Consider the following 16134-nt stretch of genomic DNA (forward strand, 5'->3'; position numbering starts at 1 on the left):
GTGTTGGAATCTTATGAATTAATACTAGCAAATAATTATTATCCGGGGCCGTCCTGCTGAACTGGTCTCGGCATGGGCCGGAAATGTTGCAACGCGGTAGAATCGTCGTTTTGCCTGTGGTGCGGGATATGTGGATCGGTGTGCTGTGCGGCCTGCTGGCCGGGGCCCTGTGGGGCATGGTGTTCGTGGTACCCGAGCTGCTGGGCGCCTTTTCGCCGCTGGAAATGGCCGTGGGACGCTATGTGGCCTACGGCGCCTTCGCCTTCGGCCTGCTGCTGCCGCGCCTGAAGCTGCTTCTCTCCACCCTGGCCCCGGGCGATTACGCCGCCCTGCTGCGCCACGCCCTGGCCGGGAACATCGTCTACTACATGCTGCTGGCGGTCGGCGTGAAGTATGCGGGCGTGGCGCCGACCTCGCTCATCATCGGCATGCTGCCGGTGCTCGTCACCCTGCTGGGCCGCAACGACCACGGCGCGGCGCCGCTGCGCCGCCTCGCCCTGCCCCTGCTGCTGGTGGCGGCCGGCATCGCCTGCATCAATATCGACACCTTCGCCCATGCCGGGCCAGGTGCGTCCCTCGCCGCCATCGGACTGGGCGTGCTGGCCGCGACGGGTGCGCTGCTGTGCTGGGGCTGGTATGCCCTGGACAATGCGCGCTACCTGAAGCGCAATCCGCAGTTTTCCAGCGCCCAGTGGTCGGCCCTGTATGGACTCGCCACCGGCGTCATCGCGCTGCTCATCGGCCTGCTCGCCTGGGGCGCCGGCGCCGCCTGGCGGCCTGCGCCTTCGCGTGACTGGCTGCTCTTCTGGGGCTGCAACATCGTGGTCGCACTGGGCGCCTCGATGATCGGCAACCAGCTGTGGAACGTGGCCAGCCGGCGCGTGCCGGTGACGCTGTCCGGCCAGCTGATCCTGTTCGAGACCCTGTTCGCGCTGCTCTACGGCTTCGTCTACCGCGGCATGGGCCCGCGTCCCCTCGAACTGGCGGCGATCGCCCTCCTCGTCGCAGGGGTCACCTGGTCGGTGCGCGCCCACGCGGACGACCCGCCCGCGTCAATCCTGTCGCCCGAGGCGCATGAGGCCGAGCTGGCTGAAGGTGACGGCATGCCCGGCGCCGCCCATCGCCACCAGGCCTAGTTTCGCCGCGCCGCCGAGGCTGTGGGTCCAGGTGCCGCCGCGCACCCAGTCCTTGCCGTCCTGGCTCGACCAGGCGGTGTAGCGCTCTTCCTTCCCGTCGCGGCGGATGTCGATCCTGAGCCAGGTCCATTCGCCCGGCGTGCCCACCACCGTGTTGCCGTAGCGCGGATAGCCCTTGCCGACCGGGGCCAGTTCCTTGCCGAATTCCACCTGGCGCAGGCCATTGTGGGCCAGCTCCACCAGCTTCAGGTAGTTGTCGTCGTCGCGCATGATGACGAGACCGGCCTGCACCGGGCTCGCGCAGCAGTCGAGCGGCGCGTCCAGGCGCAGGCGCGCCTCGATGCGCAGGTCGCCGGGCGGCAGCGGAGTCGCCAGCACCGCGGCGCTGTCGGTGTCCTCATGCAGGTCGGTTCCTTGCGTCGCCATGCGCAGGCCCGGCTGGCCGGCGGCCCAGCTGCCCGCGGCCTGTGGCCGCACCCAGGTCCAGCGCGGGTCCAGCTTGTCGCCGTCGAAGCGATCGGTCCAGATGGGCGTCGTGGCGGGGGCCTTCTTCGCGATCGCCGGCGCCGCCGGCAGCGGGCCCGGCCTGGTGGCCGGCCGCGGCTGCGGCGTGTCGGACGGCCCCTGGTCGCGGTTGACGACGGGCCAGCCCTCGACCCAGTCGATGCGGTCCAGCAGCAGCGGGCGGCGGGTCAGCTTGTCCTCGACGCTGAAGTAGCCCTTGTTACGGTCCACCGCGTGGTAGAAAGTCCACCACTGGCCGGCCGGGTCCTGGAACACGGTGTTGTGGCCGGCCCCGATCCAGCGGTTGCCGTTCTGCTGCAGCACCGGCGTCCCGCCGACCCGGCTGGCCGCCATGTCGTTGCCCTGGCGGTCGAGGAAAGGCCCTTCCGGGCTGCGCGCCCGGCCAACGTAGAGGGCGTAGCCGGTCAGCGGCCCGCGGCAGCAGTCGGTGCTGGAGGCGAACAGGTACCAGTAGTCGCCGTGGCGCACCACTTCCGCGCCTTCGTAGCGGTTGGCGGCCGCGATGCGCACGGCGTCGCCCTCGACCTTCAGGCCGTCGCGCGACAGGCGCTGCACGTAGATGCCGCCGCCATAGCTGCCGTAGTAGAGGAAGCGGTCGCCCTGGCCGTCTTCGATGACGTCCGGGTCGAAGGTCCACTGGAAGTTGCAGCCCGCCCCCGCGCGGCGCGGCGCCACCACCAGGTCGCGGGCCGGGGTCCAGGGGCCGGAGGGCGAGGCGCTGGTGGCCACCGCGATCCCGCTGTCGGCCTCGCAACCCTTCTCGGGACTGTGGGCGTCGGCCACGTCGGTGACGGTGAAGTAGAGATAGTAGCTGCCGTTCTGGTAGACCGGCTCCGGCGCCCACAGGCCGGCCTTGGAGCCGGCCAGCCCGGTGGGGCGCTTGTCGAAGGCGTCGCGCACGAAGTACCAGTTGACCAGGTCCACGGAGCGGTAGACCGGCATCATGCGGAACTTCCAGCCCTTGCCCTCGCGCTCCTTGTAGCTCACCGGGTCCATGGTGCAGTACATGTACCAGACGGTCGGCGACGTGGTGCGGTCGCGCAGCAGCGAGGGATCGGCGCAACTCTCGGCCAGGCTGCCGTCGGCCAGGCGCAGCGGCAGCGGATTGGTGTAGCCCGGCTCCCTGGCGGAAGCGCTTGCGGCCGCCGCGGCCAGCAGCGCCGCGGCCAGGCAGGATCGTGAAGGACGGGACATGCGGTCTCCTTGTCGGCGCCGTCGCGGCGCATCTTGTTGTCCGAAAAATATGTCAAACCCGGCCGTCGCGGCGCACGTGAGCGTTCATGCCCCCGTCATCTGATGCTGGCACCCTTGCCAGGCGGACGGCTACCCTCGTGTTGACGGATCGACCAGATTGTCAAGGAAGTCGTTGTAGCAAAGTCGTATTTGCGTTCATTTATTTCACAATACTATTTCCTTTGATCACCACCTGCTAGACTGCCCGCTCGCGCATCCACCGCCGCAATCAACATTGCCATATAAAAAATAGAAGGGATGCCGCCCCTTGCGGGGCATGCAACAAAAATAAAACAAGGGAGTTGTTTTACATGAAAGCAAAGCAGGTCCGTCCAGCGCAAACGCTGCTGGCCGTCACAGTATCGGGTCTGTGCATGAATATCGTGCACGCGCAGGAAGAAAACACGCAGGACAACGCCGTCCCCGAAGTCGTCGTCACCGCCCAGCGCACCACCTCCCTGGCTTCGCGCACCCCGGTCGCCATGAGCGTCGTGAGCGGCGAGCAGTTGCGCGAGCTCGGCCTCGACAATCCCGCCGCGCTCGGCGCACGCCTGCCGAACGTGCACATCGACCAGGCCTTCTCGGGCCTGCGCGTGACCATCCGGGGCATCAGCAACAACGACACCACCGACAAGGGCGATCCCTCGGCCGCCTTCATGCTGGACGGCGTCTACATCGCGCGCCCGGCCGGCCAGACCGCCAACTTCCTCGACGTCGACCGCATCGAAGTGCTGCGCGGGCCGCAAGGCACCCTGTACGGCCGCAACACCACGGCCGGCCTGGTCAATGTGATCTCGAACGCGCCGACGGGGCAGTTCGAGGGCCGCGTCGCCGTGGAGGCCGGCACACACGGCAACCGCAAGGCCGAGGGTGTGGTCAACGTCCCCGTGAACGATGCGCTGGCCCTGCGCGCCGCCGTCGGCACGCGCCGCCAGGATCCCTTCCTGAACAACGGCCAGGGCACGGGCCTGCGTCCCGGCATGGACCGCGACGACCGCGATGCGCGCCTCTCGGCGAAACTGGCGATCGGCCGCGACGCGTCCCTGCTGCTGCGCTACGACCACAGCGAAGTCAGCGACAACAACGACCGCATCGTCCCCGACACCAACTTCTATACCGGCGTCTCCAGCGGCAAGCCGCAGTGGCGCCCGGGCTCGACCGGCGAGCGCCTGACCATGGGCTTCCGGCCGGTGAACATCGCCCCAGTGCAGGGTGCGCAGGAGCGCCGCACGCGCGGGCTCACCGCCGACCTGGGCTGGAACCTGGGCCCCGCCACCGTCTACTACCTCGGTTCGCGCCGCGAACTCGACCAGCAGATGGTGAACAACTACTACTACCGGATCTCGCTCGCGCCTCCGATCGCGCTCGGCGTGATCAACACCTACGACGGCGCCAACACCCAGGATTCGCACGAGCTGCGCATCGCCACCAACGGCAATGGCCCGGTCAGCGCCCAGGCGGGCCTCTACCACTTCGAAGAAGAATCGGACACCAGCTATGCCTTCCAGGGCCTGCGCCCGGTCGGCCTGCCGCCCTATTATTCCTTCCCGCTGGTGACCAATGCGCGCAGCCGTGCCGCCTTCGGCCAGCTGACCTGGCGCATGCGCGACGACGTGCGCCTGACCGCGGGCGCGCGCCGCACCCTCGACCACAAATGGCGCGTCGGCACGACCGATTTCCAGCAGGGCCCCGTGTTCAATACCGCCACCGACCGCCGCCTGCCGAACGCGGCCGACATGTCCACCGCGCGCACCACCTGGCGCCTCGGGCTGGAAGGCGACGTGGCCCCGCACACCCTGGCCTACCTGAGCCTGGCCACCGGCTACAAGGCCGGCGCCTTCAACGACGGCTGCATCGCCGGCAGCAGCGCGCTCGGCATCCCCTGCCCGGCCGCGGTCGCCGTCTCGCCCGACTTCCTCTACTACCAGCCGGAACAACTGCGCGCCTGGGAAGGCGGGCTGAAGTCGCGCCTGCTCGACGGGCGCCTGACGGTCAATGCCGCCGTCTTCCACTACGACTACACCAACCTCCAGCTGACCGGCAATGCCATCGTCGCCGGCGCGCCGCGCCTGCTCACCACCAATGCCGGCCAGGCGCGCACGCGCGGCGTGGAAGTCGACGGCGAGCTGCGCATGGGCAAGGGCGGACGCCTGAGCTACGGCCTGACCCTGCTGGATGCGCGCTACGTCAGCTACATGGCGAGCGCGAGCGCTTCCTGGGCCGGCCACAAGCTCGACCGGGCGCCCAGCCACGTCTACACCCTCGGCTACCAGCACCGCCTGCCGCTCGCCGGCGGCCAGCTCGCGGGCGGCGTGTTCGCGCGTGCCAGCGGCGGGTACACGATCTCGGTGCCGAGCCAGCTGCTGGTCTACCGCGTGCCCTCGTACACGAGTACCGACGCGACCCTGTCCTGGCAAGCGGATGGGGCGCGCTGGAGCGTGCTGGCGCGCGTGCGCAATCTCGAAGACAAGGTGCGGCCGGCTATCGTCGACAGCTTCGGCATGACCACGCCGACCGCGCCGCGCACGGCCGACCTGCGCCTGGATGTCCGTTTCTGAAGGTCCGCACGCAGCGCCGCTCGCCCCTCATATGATCGACACCATGATGTTCATCCCGCTCCCCTTCCGCCGCGGCGCCTCGTTCGCCATGCAGTTCTGCATCGTGGCGCTGCTCGCCATCGTGCTGCCGTCCTTCGCCTTTGCGCAGGTGGGGCCGCTGCAGCTGAGCCGGTCGGTCCCGGTGGTCGATGCCTGGCCGGCCGTGACCATCCTGCGCGACCCGGACAACCGTCTCGACGCGGCGGCCGTCGCCGCGCGCGCCGGGGGGTTCGAGCGCCCGCGCACCGCGTATGCGACCCTGGGCATGCAGCCGGGCACCACCTGGGTGCGCATCCCGGTCGAGGTCGCGCCCGACGCGTCCGGTGGCTGGGTGATGCAGATCGACTTCGCCCTGCTCGACGAGGTCGACGTCCACCTGGACTCGGGTGCGGGACTGCGCCACGTCGCCAGCCTGGGCCGCATGCAGCAGCCGAGCGGCGAGAACCTGCGCAGCCGGGTACCGGGCACCGTGCTGCGATTCGCGCCGGGACAGGCTTACACAGTGCTGCTGCGGGTGCGCTCGGTGGGCCCCAAGATCCTGCCGATCAGCTTCATGCAGCCGCGCGCCGTGCTTCCGGTCGCCCTGGAGGAACAGATCATCCAGGGCCTCCTGCTGGGCCTGCGCATCACCCTCTTCCTGTACGCGATCGGCCAGTGGCTCAGCCTGCGCGAGCCGCTGTTCGGCAAGTATGCGCTGCTGGCGGCGGGCGTGACGGTCTACTCGGCGGCCTGGTTCGGCACCGCCGGCCAGTACCTGTGGCCCGGTCATGCCTGGCTGCTCGAGCACGGCGCCGGCCTCGCCTCGATCATCGCCTCCTGCGGCGCCTACCTGTTCGTGGAGCAGTCGCTGGCCCGCCCCGGCCGGGACCGCATCTTCAGCATCATGATGAAGACCCTCGCGGCGCTGTGCCTGCTGACGGCGCTGGGCTTCGCCACAGGAGTGATCGGCCACCAGAAGCTGGTGCTGATCGTCGGCACCCTGGGCATCCTGCCGATGCTGCTCGGCCTGCCCGGCGCCTTGCGCCGGGCCCGCTCCGGCGACGTGGTCGGAACCTACTTCCTGCTCGGCTGGGCGGTGGCCTTCGCCTGCGCGCTGGTGACGGCCCAGCTCATCAACGGCAAGCTGCCGGCGAACTTCTGGACCATGCATGCCCTGGTCTTCGGCAGCACCTTCGACATGCTGGTCTTCATGCGCATCCTCGGCCTGCGCACCAAGGCCATGCAGACCGCCATGCTGCAGGCCGAGGCCAGCACCCGCATGAAGTCGGAATTCCTGGCCAATATGAGCCACGAGATCCGCACCCCGATGAACGCCATCATCGGCATGAGCCGCCTGGCATTGACGCGCGAACCATCGCCGGCCCAGCGCAACTACCTCGGCAAGATCCTGGGCGCAAGCGAGCACCTGATGGGCATCATCAACGACATCCTGGATTTCTCCCGCATCGAAGCGGGCAAGCTGGCGCTCGAATCGGTGCCCTTCCAGCTCGACGAGCTGCTCGGCCAGCTATCGAGCCTGCTCGACGTGAAGAGCGCGGCCAAGGGCATCGAGCTGGTGTTCCGGGTCGGCCCCGGCGTGCCGCAAGGCCTGGTGGGCGACCCGCTGCGCCTGGGCCAGGTCCTGATCAACCTGACCGGCAACGCCGTCAAGTTCACCGAAGACGGCGAGATCGTCGTGGCGGTCGAGGTGCGCAAGACGGTCCAGGACCGCGTGCTGCTGGCGTTTTCCGTCAGCGACACCGGCATCGGCATGAGCCAGGAACAGGTCAGGCGCCTGTTCCAGTCCTTCACCCAGGCCGACAGCTCGACCACCCGCAAGTACGGCGGCACGGGCCTGGGCCTGTCGATCTCGCGCCAGCTGGTCGAGCTGATGGGCGGCGAGATCGCGGTGACGAGCACGCCGGGCGTGGGCAGCCGCTTCAGCTTCACGGTGGCGCTCGGCGTGGCGGGCGGCGAAGCCGGCATCCCGGGCGGCGGCGCGCTGCGCAAGGCCCGGCTGGAAGCCATGCGCGTCCTGGTCGTCGACGACAGCGCCAGCGCGCGCCTCGCCCTGGCCGAGATGCTCGGCGCCCTCGGCCTGCGCGCCGACACCGCGGCCTCGGGCGAGGAGTGCCTGGACCTGCTGGCCCGCGCCGAGGAGAATGGGGAACCCTACCAGCTGGTCCTGATGGACTACCTGATGCCGGGCCTGGACGGGGTCGGGACCATCCGCCGCATGCGCCAACGCGCCCGGGCGCCAGGAGCCGGCGGCCCGGCCGCTCTGCCCGTCATCCTGATGATCTCCGCCTGCAGCCGCGATGCGGTGATGGAGGAGCGTGGAGACCTGCCGGTCGACGCCTTTCTCCACAAGCCGGTCGGCCCGGCCCTGCTCCACCACAGCCTGCTGCAGGCCCTGCATCCACAGGCCGCGGGCGGCAAGTCGCCGGAGCCCTATCCGGTCGCGATCGACGAGCTGCCGCGCCTGGACGGCGCCCGCATCCTGCTGGTCGAGGACAATGCCAACAACCGCGAGGTCGCGGTGGACTTCATGGCGGCCGCCCGCATGCAGGTCGACGTCGCGTTCAATGGCGTCGAGGCGGTGCGCATGGCATCGGCGGGCGACTATGACCTGGTGCTGATGGACATCCAGATGCCGGAGATGGACGGCTTGTCCGCCACCCGCGAACTCCGCAACGACCCGCGCCTGCGCACCCTGCCGGTCGTCGCCATGACGGCGCATGCGCTGCCCAGCGACCGGGCCCTGAGTCGCCAGGCGGGCATGAACGACCACGTGACCAAGCCGATCGACCCCGATCTCCTGTTCTGCACCCTGCTCAAGTGGATCGACCCGGCGCGCCTGGCAGGCCGTCCGCTTCCACCCGGCGCCATCACGCAGGCCGCCGCGCCGCAATGCGCACGTGGCGACGATGCCGCCGCCCAGATACCGCTGCCGGCGGTGCCCGGCATCGACTGGCATGCGGCCCTCGAGAACGTCGACGGCCAGCGCCATCGCCTGCAGAAGCGCGCCGGCAGCTTCGTGCGCGAGTACGCGCCGGCTCCGCGGCAGCTGCGCGAGGCCTTGGGCGCCGGGGACCAGGTCCGCCTGCAGACCCTGGCGCACAACCTCAAGACCAGCGCAGCCTATGTGGGGGCGTTCGAGCTGGCCGGCGCCGCCGCGCGCCTCGAACACGGCTTGCGCGAAGGCCGGCTGGAACGGGTCGGGGTGGACGTCGCGGCGGTGGCCGCGGCCCTCGATTCCGTGCTCGCCGGCCTGGGGCGCCTGGCATCGAGCGTCCTTCCCGGACAGGCCGATCCGGCCGCGGTGGCGGCGGTGATCGCGCGCCTGGATCATTTCCTGCGCAGCGACGATGCGCGCGCCGAGGATGCCCTGGCCCAGCTGGAAAGCCTTCTCGCCGCCGGCGCCCATGGCGGCACGCCTCCCCCGTCCTGCGCCGAGCCCCTGTCTGCCGTCCGGCGTGCGGTGGGCGAGATCGAGTACGGCGCGGCGCTCGCGCCGCTGGCGGCCCTGCGCGAACGCCTGGCGCTCGGCCAGGAGGCTGGCGCATGAAGCCCGCGGAAGCACAGAAGGTCCTGATCGCCGACGACGACGCCGTCAACCGCGAGGTGCTGGGCGAACTCCTCAAGCCCGAGTACACCGTCCTGCTGGCGAAGAACGGCGCGCAGGCGCTGGAACGGGCCGCCCGCCACCAGCCCGACCTGATCCTGCTCGACGTGATGATGCCGGACATGGACGGCTACGAGGTGCTGCGGCGCCTGCGGGCCGACCCGCAGCTCGCCCACATCGCGGTGATCTTCATCTCGGGCCTGGACCGGCCCGAGGACGAAGCGGCCGGCCTCAAGATGGGCGCGGCCGACTACATCGTCAAGCCCTTCAACCAGACCGTGGTGATGGCGCGCGTGGCCCTGCACCTGCAGGTGGTGCGTCAGCGCAGGATGCTGGAACGGCTCGCCAACGTCGACGGCCTGACCGAGCTGGCCAACCGGCGCCGCTTCGACGAGGTCTACGAACTCGAATGGCAACGCGCCCGGCGCAATGGCCGGCCCTTGTCGCTGGCCCTGCTCGACGTCGACGCATTCAAGCAGTACAACGACCGCTACGGCCACCCGGCCGGCGACCGGGCCCTGCGCGCGGTGGCGCGGCTGGCCGCAAGCGGCATGCGCAGGCCGAGCGACCTGGCGGCCCGCTACGGTGGCGAAGAGCTGGCGCTCCTGATGCCGGAGACCGATGCGCACGAAGCGAAGCTGGTGCTCGACGGCATCCGCGAGGAGCTGGCGCGGCTGGCCATCCCGCACGAGACGTCAAGCGTCGCGCCGGTGCTGACGGTGAGCGTCGGCGGCGCTACCCTGGCGCCCTGGGCACGGGAGCAGTCGGCCGAACTGTTCGAGGCGGCGGACACCCAGCTGTATCGCGCCAAGCGGGCAGGTCGAAATCGCATTGTCTGGCGGATCCCGGCCGGGCAGCCTTAAACGACAGCGGCGCTGAACGACTCGGGCCGGCGCGCAAGCAGATGAGACAGCCGCTGGAGGCCGGCCCGCAAGCGTGCGCGGTCCTTGATGCTGCCCAGGGAGATCCGGACCGCGTTCACGGACTCGCCGCCGCTTGCGAAGGCCTCCGCCGGCGTGACCGCGATGCCCTCGCTGTCGGCCGCGCGTGCAAGCTGCGCGGAGCTCCAGTACGCCGGCAATTCGAGCCAGACGTGCAGGCCGTCCCCAAGGCCGCTGTAGCGCCCCGCCAGGATATCCCGCGCCATCCGGTGGCGCAGGCGCGCCTCCTTGCGTACGCCAGCCAGCAAGCCTTCCGCCGAACCGTCGAGTATCCACTGGGTGGCCAGTGCGGCGCTCAAGGGAGCGGCCATCAGCGCAAACGACCTGAGCGCGACCAGGAAACGTTCGCGTTCCCGCGGGTCGCGCAGGAGCACGAAGGCGACCCGCAGGCCGGGCGTCAGGCATTTCGACAGGGTCGAGATGTAGACCACCTGTTCCGGGGCAAACGTGGCGATGGGCGGTGGCGGGGCGTCGGCCAGCAGCCAGTAGGGATCGTCCTCGACGATGCGTACATCGCAGCGCTTCGCGATGCCGGCGAGCTCCCTGCGCCGGCGTTCCGGCATGGTGATGGCGGTCGGGTTCTGCAATGTCGGGTTGAGGTAGACCAGCCTCGGCTTGTGCTGGCGGCACGCTTCCTCGAGCATCGCAGGCAGCATCCCGTGCCTGTCCGCCTCCACCGCTACGATGCGCCGGCCGAGCTGGGTCGCCGCGGCGCGCAGGCCGGGATACGTCGTCGGTTCGGCCAGGATCACATCGCCTGGCTCCGTCAGCGCAAGGATCAGCGCGGCGATCGCCGCCTGCGCGCCGGGACAGACCACCACTTGCGCCGGATCCAGCTGTCCGAACATCGGTTCGAGCCACGTGGCGCCAGCCTGGCGATCGGAGTCGCTCCCTCCGCCCAGGTGGTAGGTCATCAGCAATTCATTGTCTGCCCTCATCAAGACCTGGGACAGGCCCTGTTTCAGCATGTCCTCGAAGTCCACGCCATCCGGCGGTGGCGGGGTATTCATGCTCAGGTCGAGGGTGGCGGTCAGTTCGACCTTCGGCGCCGCGACATAGGTGCCGCGCGCGCCGCGGCCCTCCAGCAGCTGGCGGCGCCTGGCTTCGTCGTAGGCGCGTGTGACCGTCGTCAGGTCGACGTCCAGCCGTGCCGCCAGCTGGCGCTGCGGCGGCAGACGGTCCCCCGGCTTCAGGGACCCGTCCGCCACCGCCGCCTGCAAGGCATCCGCAATCTGCAGGAAACGCGGCCCGCCCTGCCTGGCCAGGCGCGGCATCCAGACTGGCAAGCCCTCATCTTGTATGGTTCTCAACTGGGACATTTTGTCTCAATGTATGGAAATTGCTTTTCAGTAGAATGCCTCAGAACCTACAACAACACCATACAAGCACGGCGTCATCAAGCTGCCAAGGACGCGTTTTGAGGCGGTGTGCCTCACAAAAGATCAGTAATAGCCTGGAAATACCCGACATGACGGACTGGTTCCCTATAGTTTTCTTCACGTTCAAGATCGTTGCCCTGGGCATCGGCATGTTCTTCGCCATCAAGTGGCATTACGATCAGGGGGAGAAAAACGAGGACAGGAAGAAGGAGAAGCGCGCGGTGCTGCGCGCGAGCGGCATGGTGGCGGCCGGCTTCGTGCTGTTGCTGCTGGGCCTGGGCTTCATCACCTATGTCTTCGCCACGAAGCTCGGTCTGGACCTGCGGCTCCCATGAGGGGACTAGCCACGGCAGACCAGGCCTTAGCGCGTAGCTTCGCAGCCGCGCTTGATGCAAGCCGTCGCGTGGTAGCCGGCAGCACGGCACAGGCGCAGCACACCATGGTGTCAGGTCTGACATTCAGACACAGTCTCTACAGTAGAAGAGCAGCGAGTACGCAATAACGGCTGAGCTCGTGTCCGAATGTCAGACCTGACACCGAGGTTACGTGCTGTTGCTGCTGGGCCTGGGCTTCATCACCTATGTCTTCGCCACGAAGCTCGGTCTGGACCTGCGGCTCCCATGAGGGGACCAGCCGCGGCCGACCAGGCTGAAGCGCCTGGCCTCGCAGCCGCGCTTGATGCAGGCCGTCGCGTGGTAGCCGGCAGCACGGCACAGGCGCAGCACACCATGGTGTCAGGTCTGACATCCGGACACAGTCTCTACAGTAGAAGAGCAGCGAGTAAGCAATAACGGCTGAGCTCGTGTCCGAATGTCAGACCTGACACCGAGGGTATAAGGATTTGCGGGCGCTCGCTCAGGACTAGCCACGGCAGACCAGGCCGAAGCGCGTAGCCTCGCAGCCGCGCTTGATGCAGGCCGTTGCGTGGTAGCCGGCAGCACGGCACAGGCGCAGGGTTTCGGCCAGGGCGCCGGTGGCGGCCGGCTGTGAGGGACCCGGATCCTGTGGCGTCGCCGGGCGCGCCAGGCTTTCCTGGCGGCTGCGCTGGGCGTCGGCCAGGGCCCGCGCCAGCACGCGCTCCGAAGGCGCCTTCGGCTTGGCCGTTTTCTTGGCGACGGGCTTGTCGCGTTTCGCGGGGGCGGCGGCCACCCGGCGCTGCGGCGCGGGTTTCGCCGCAGGCTTCTTTTTCACAGGGGGCGGTGGGGCGGCTTCTGCCTTGTCGGGGAGCGCGGCAACGGCACCGGCCGCGGCTGCTGTCGCCGCTGTCGCGGCGAGGGCTGCGTCTACCGGCGGTTCGGAGGGCGGCTTCTCGGGAGCGGCGACGGAAGCAGGCGCCTCGGGCGGCAGCAGCTTGAGCGGTGGCGGCTCGTACGACTCAGCCTGGGCGACGGGAACGGCCGTCGCGGGTGGGCCGACAGGCGCGGGAGTGTGGTCCGCGACGATCGCCAGGGTCGATTCCACCTTCGTCTCGCGCACCATCCAGGCGGCGGTCCCGGCCACGGCGACCATGCCGGCCAGGGCCAGGCTCCATCCCAGCGCCTTGCGGCCCCAACGTTCGGTCCAGGGCATGGTCTCGGCTTCCACGGGAACGGTCCAGTCCGGCTGGCGGCTCGAGAACGAGGCGATCTCCGGCGGGATGCCGAGCGAAGGCTCCGGCCTGCCCGGCGGCGGCCCGGGATTCGGGGGAGGCGGCTCCGGGATGGCCCGAGGCTGCGGCGACTCGGAAAACCCGGGCGGGGCTGCCGGCGCACGGCTGCGCCACACCCCTGCGCGGGCGCGTGTCTCGCGGTCCGCGGGCGGCGCCGGCGCGGCTGTGGCAGCGGGCGCGCGGCGGCGAACGGGTGGCGGCGACATGCTGGACTGGCTGTCGCCGAAGTCTTCCAACAACTGCTTCTTCATGGGCTGGGGCCTGCTTTCTAACAGGTCGAGTGTAGCCCAAACGCAGCGCTTGTGCGTGCTGCGGTGCGGCGGGTGCGCCACATGCGGCGCCCCCTGCCCGCATCAAGCCTTGGCGGGACGGTGCGTGATCACGCGGTAGATATACCAGGCAAGGAGAATGCCGAAGATACCCTTCGAGACAGGGTCGACATACTTGCCCACCTGCTCGAAATTACTCTCCAGCACGAAGCCTGCGCCGGTCAGCGCACCGGTCCAGGCCAGCGAACCGATCGTCGAGTACAGCAGGAACTGACCCAGCGACATGCAAGCCAGGCCGGCAGGAACCGAAATCAGGGTGCGGATCGCCGGGATCAGGCGCCCGAACAGCACCACCGAACGGCCATGGCGGTCGAAGGCCGAGATCGCCTTGTCGATGTCTTCGGCGGTGACCGTCATCCAGCGCGCGTGGCGGTCGGCAAACTTCTTCAGCCGCTCCTTGCCGTAGATCTTCGCGCCGTAGTACCAGGGCAAGGCGCCCGCGATCGAGCCGGCCGTGCCGGCGATCAGGACCCCGGCCAGGTTCAGGTCGCCGCGCGCGACGACGAAGCCGGCGAACGGCATGATCAGCTCGGATGGGATGGGCGGGAAGATGTTCTCCACGGCCATCAGGACGAAGACGCCCAGGTAGCCGCTGGATTCGAGGAAGTCGGTGATGAACTTGAACATGGCAATGCGCTCGCTGTCGGAAGTCGGGATGACGATACCATCTTGCCAACATCCGCCGCGCCCGCTTGGAGCCGCCCTGGGGATGGCGGGCGCGGCGGGTTTTCGCTACCATGCGGGATTGTCATGGAGGAAAGCAATTGCTGAAACTGAGCCTGGATGCACTCGAGATCGTCGACACCATCGCCCGCAAGGGCTCCTTCGCGGGTGCGGCTAAGGAACTGTTCCGCGTCCCCTCCACGATTTCATATACCGTCTCCAAGCTCGAGGAAGACCTGGGCGTGCGCCTGTTCGACCGCTTCGGTCCGCGCGTGGCGCTCACCGAGGCCGGCAAGGAACTGCTGAAGGAAGGCCGCTACCTCCTGAAGGCCGCCGGCGACCTCGAGTCGCGCGTGCGGCGCGTCGCCTCCGGCTGGGAAACCGAGATCGCCATCGGCATGGATTCGATGCTGGCGCCGAGCGGCCTGCAGGAAGACATCGCCGCCTTCTACGCCGTGGCCGACCAGACCCGGCTGCGGCTGGTGCGCGAAGTCCTGTCCGGCACCTGGGACGCCCTGCTCGACCGCCGCGTCGACCTGCTCATCGGCGCGGCCGGCGAAGGCCCCTCGGGCGGCGGCTATACGGCAGAACCGATCGGCAGCAGCCGCTTCGTGTTCGCGGTGGCCCCCGCGCACCCGCTGGCCTCCATCGACCGCGCGCTCGACAAGGCCGACCTGCTGCCCTACCGCGCCGTGGCCGTGTCGGACTCGGCGCGCCAGCTGGGGCCGCGCACCGTGGGCCTGCTGTTCGGCCAGGACATGCTGGCGGTGCCGGACATGGAGACCAAGTACACCTTCCAGCTGCGCGGCATCGGCTTCGGCTTCCTGCCGGAAGCCTGGGCGCGTCCCGCCATCGAGGCCGGCCTGCTGGTCGAGAAGGAGGTGGTCGAACCGAAGCCGGACGAAACCTTCTACCTCGCCTGGCGCAGCGGCGAGGAAGGCGCGGCGCTGGCCTGGTGGCTGAAGCGTGTGCGGGAGCACGCGCCTTTCGAGCGCATGATGGCGCGCCACTGCCACGAGGCCGAGGGACTTCAGGCGGGCCGCGCGAAGTAGACGAAGGTGCTCTTCGGATAAAGGTGTCGGTAGATCGGCCGCGCCAGCGTCTTGAGCGCCGACTTGGGCTCCATCCAGCCCGAACTGCTGTTGTAGAGCTTGCGCAGCGAAGGCCGCAGCGGCACCAGCCCGGCCTCGCGGCCCAGGGCGCTCAGGGACGCATGGGTGAAGGCGTTGATGTGCTCGAAGGGCGCGATGGCCATGATGTCGCCGTCGTCCAGGCGCGAGAAATCCCCGCTGCCGACCAGCTTGCGGATCGATCTTTCGGAGTTCGGCACGCTGACCTTGATCAGGCCGCCGGGTGTCAACGCCCGTCCCAGGCGCTGCAGCATCTCGCCGGGCTCGAGCAGGTGCTCGAAGACCTGCTCGGTATTGATGAAATGAAATTCGCCATCCGGCAGCCGGCTGGCATCGACGACCGGGATGCCGACCGACTTCGCATAATCGATCCGCACCTGCGACAGCTCGGCCCCGCACACGTTCACGCCGAAGGCGCCGGCCATCTTCGCCCATTCGGCCCAGCCGAAGCCGAAGTCCAGGGCCCGGATGCTGCTGGGGCGCATGCGGAAATGGTCGAGCATGAACTCGACCTGCCCGGCCAGGTAGCGGTAGTCGTCCAGTCCCCAGCGCGAGACCACCGCCTCGCGCTCGGTGGCGGGCAGCCAGCGGTCGTAGATTTCCTGGAGCAGTTCCTCGGTCGGCACCTGGGCCTGGTAAGCGAGGCCGCAATGCTCGCACTGGGCCAGCTCATAGTCGTAGCCGGAGAAATCGCGTTCGACCCTGCGCTCGTAGTGTTCGCGCATGTAGCGGCTGATGCCCGGACTGTCGAGCGGCTCCTTGTGCAGGGTGCGGGCGCTGCTCCGGTGACAGCCGGGGCAGTGCTCGCGGCGGCGCAGCACCGGAGCTGGTAGGGGTGCAGTTGAAGCGGACGATTCAGGCATGCCGGCCTCCCGGGCGTCGGAGTCGTTGACAATCATCTTTCTTGCGAGGCAGATGGTATGCCAAACGCGCTCCGCGCGCTCGTCCG

At 69.0% G+C, this 16134-nt stretch carries 11 protein-coding genes; 6 read left to right on the forward strand and 5 right to left on the reverse strand.

What is annotated here, in order from left to right; genetic code table 11:
• Positions 1–128 precede the first annotated feature (128 nt).
• Positions 129–1136, forward strand: a complete 1008-nt coding sequence (locus tag NX780_RS21175; protein ID WP_258829864.1) for a DMT family transporter — start codon at positions 129–131, stop codon at positions 1134–1136.
• Here NX780_RS21175 and NX780_RS21180 read toward each other — a convergent pair.
• Positions 1053–2855: a glycoside hydrolase family 43 protein gene (locus NX780_RS21180; protein ID WP_258829865.1), complete on the reverse strand. Its 1803-nt coding sequence runs from the start codon at positions 2853–2855 to the stop codon at positions 1053–1055. The genes NX780_RS21175 and NX780_RS21180 overlap by 84 nt on opposite strands.
• A 413-nt stretch (positions 2856–3268) precedes the next feature.
• On the opposite strand from NX780_RS21180, the gene NX780_RS21185 reads away from it, so the two are divergent.
• The 3 genes from NX780_RS21185 to NX780_RS21195 are packed head-to-tail and all read left to right on the forward strand — an operon-like array spanning position 3269 to position 9958.
• Positions 3269–5452 (forward strand): TonB-dependent receptor, encoded by a 2184-nt coding sequence (locus NX780_RS21185; protein ID WP_258829866.1) that lies wholly within the window; start codon positions 3269–3271, stop codon positions 5450–5452.
• Between the two features lie 43 nt (positions 5453–5495).
• A complete protein-coding gene (locus NX780_RS21190) occupies positions 5496–9038 on the forward strand; it encodes a hybrid sensor histidine kinase/response regulator (RefSeq protein WP_258829867.1) in 3543 nt (1180 codons plus the stop codon).
• The gene (locus NX780_RS21195) at positions 9035–9958 is read left to right on the forward strand and encodes a diguanylate cyclase (protein ID WP_258829868.1); all 924 of its coding nucleotides are present in this window, start codon (positions 9035–9037) and stop codon (positions 9956–9958) included. The genes NX780_RS21190 and NX780_RS21195 overlap by 4 nt, the downstream gene beginning before the upstream one ends.
• Here NX780_RS21195 and NX780_RS21200 read toward each other — a convergent pair.
• The gene (locus NX780_RS21200) at positions 9955–11355 is read right to left on the reverse strand and encodes an aminotransferase-like domain-containing protein (protein ID WP_258829869.1); all 1401 of its coding nucleotides are present in this window, start codon (positions 11353–11355) and stop codon (positions 9955–9957) included. The genes NX780_RS21195 and NX780_RS21200 overlap by 4 nt on opposite strands.
• Before the next feature lie 149 nt (positions 11356–11504).
• On the opposite strand from NX780_RS21200, the gene NX780_RS21205 reads away from it, so the two are divergent.
• The gene (locus tag NX780_RS21205; RefSeq protein WP_258829870.1) at positions 11505–11750 is read left to right on the forward strand and encodes a hypothetical protein; all 246 of its coding nucleotides are present in this window, start codon (positions 11505–11507) and stop codon (positions 11748–11750) included.
• A gap of 526 nt (positions 11751–12276) precedes the next feature.
• Here NX780_RS21205 and NX780_RS21210 read toward each other — a convergent pair.
• Complete coding sequence (locus NX780_RS21210) at positions 12277–13314, reverse strand: hypothetical protein (protein ID WP_258829871.1); 1038 nt, start codon at positions 13312–13314, stop codon at positions 12277–12279.
• A gap of 102 nt (positions 13315–13416) precedes the next feature.
• Positions 13417–14019 (reverse strand): DedA family protein, encoded by a 603-nt coding sequence (locus NX780_RS21215; protein WP_258829872.1) that lies wholly within the window; start codon positions 14017–14019, stop codon positions 13417–13419.
• A gap of 137 nt (positions 14020–14156) precedes the next feature.
• Between NX780_RS21215 and NX780_RS21220 the strand changes: the two genes are divergently transcribed.
• Positions 14157–15107 carry a LysR substrate-binding domain-containing protein gene (locus tag NX780_RS21220; RefSeq protein ID WP_258829873.1) on the forward strand — a complete coding sequence of 317 codons (951 nt, stop codon included), beginning with the start codon at positions 14157–14159 and terminating at the stop codon, positions 15105–15107.
• On the opposite strand, the gene NX780_RS21225 is transcribed toward NX780_RS21220, so the two are convergent.
• Positions 15086–16048, reverse strand: coding sequence for a class I SAM-dependent methyltransferase (locus tag NX780_RS21225; protein ID WP_258829874.1), 963 nt, complete (start codon positions 16046–16048; stop codon positions 15086–15088). The genes NX780_RS21220 and NX780_RS21225 overlap by 22 nt on opposite strands.
• Positions 16049–16134: the final 86 nt, after the last annotated feature.

The sequence above is a fragment of the Massilia agri genome, from assembly GCF_024753255.1.
GTDB lineage: Bacteria > Pseudomonadota > Gammaproteobacteria > Burkholderiales > Burkholderiaceae_D > Telluria > Telluria agri.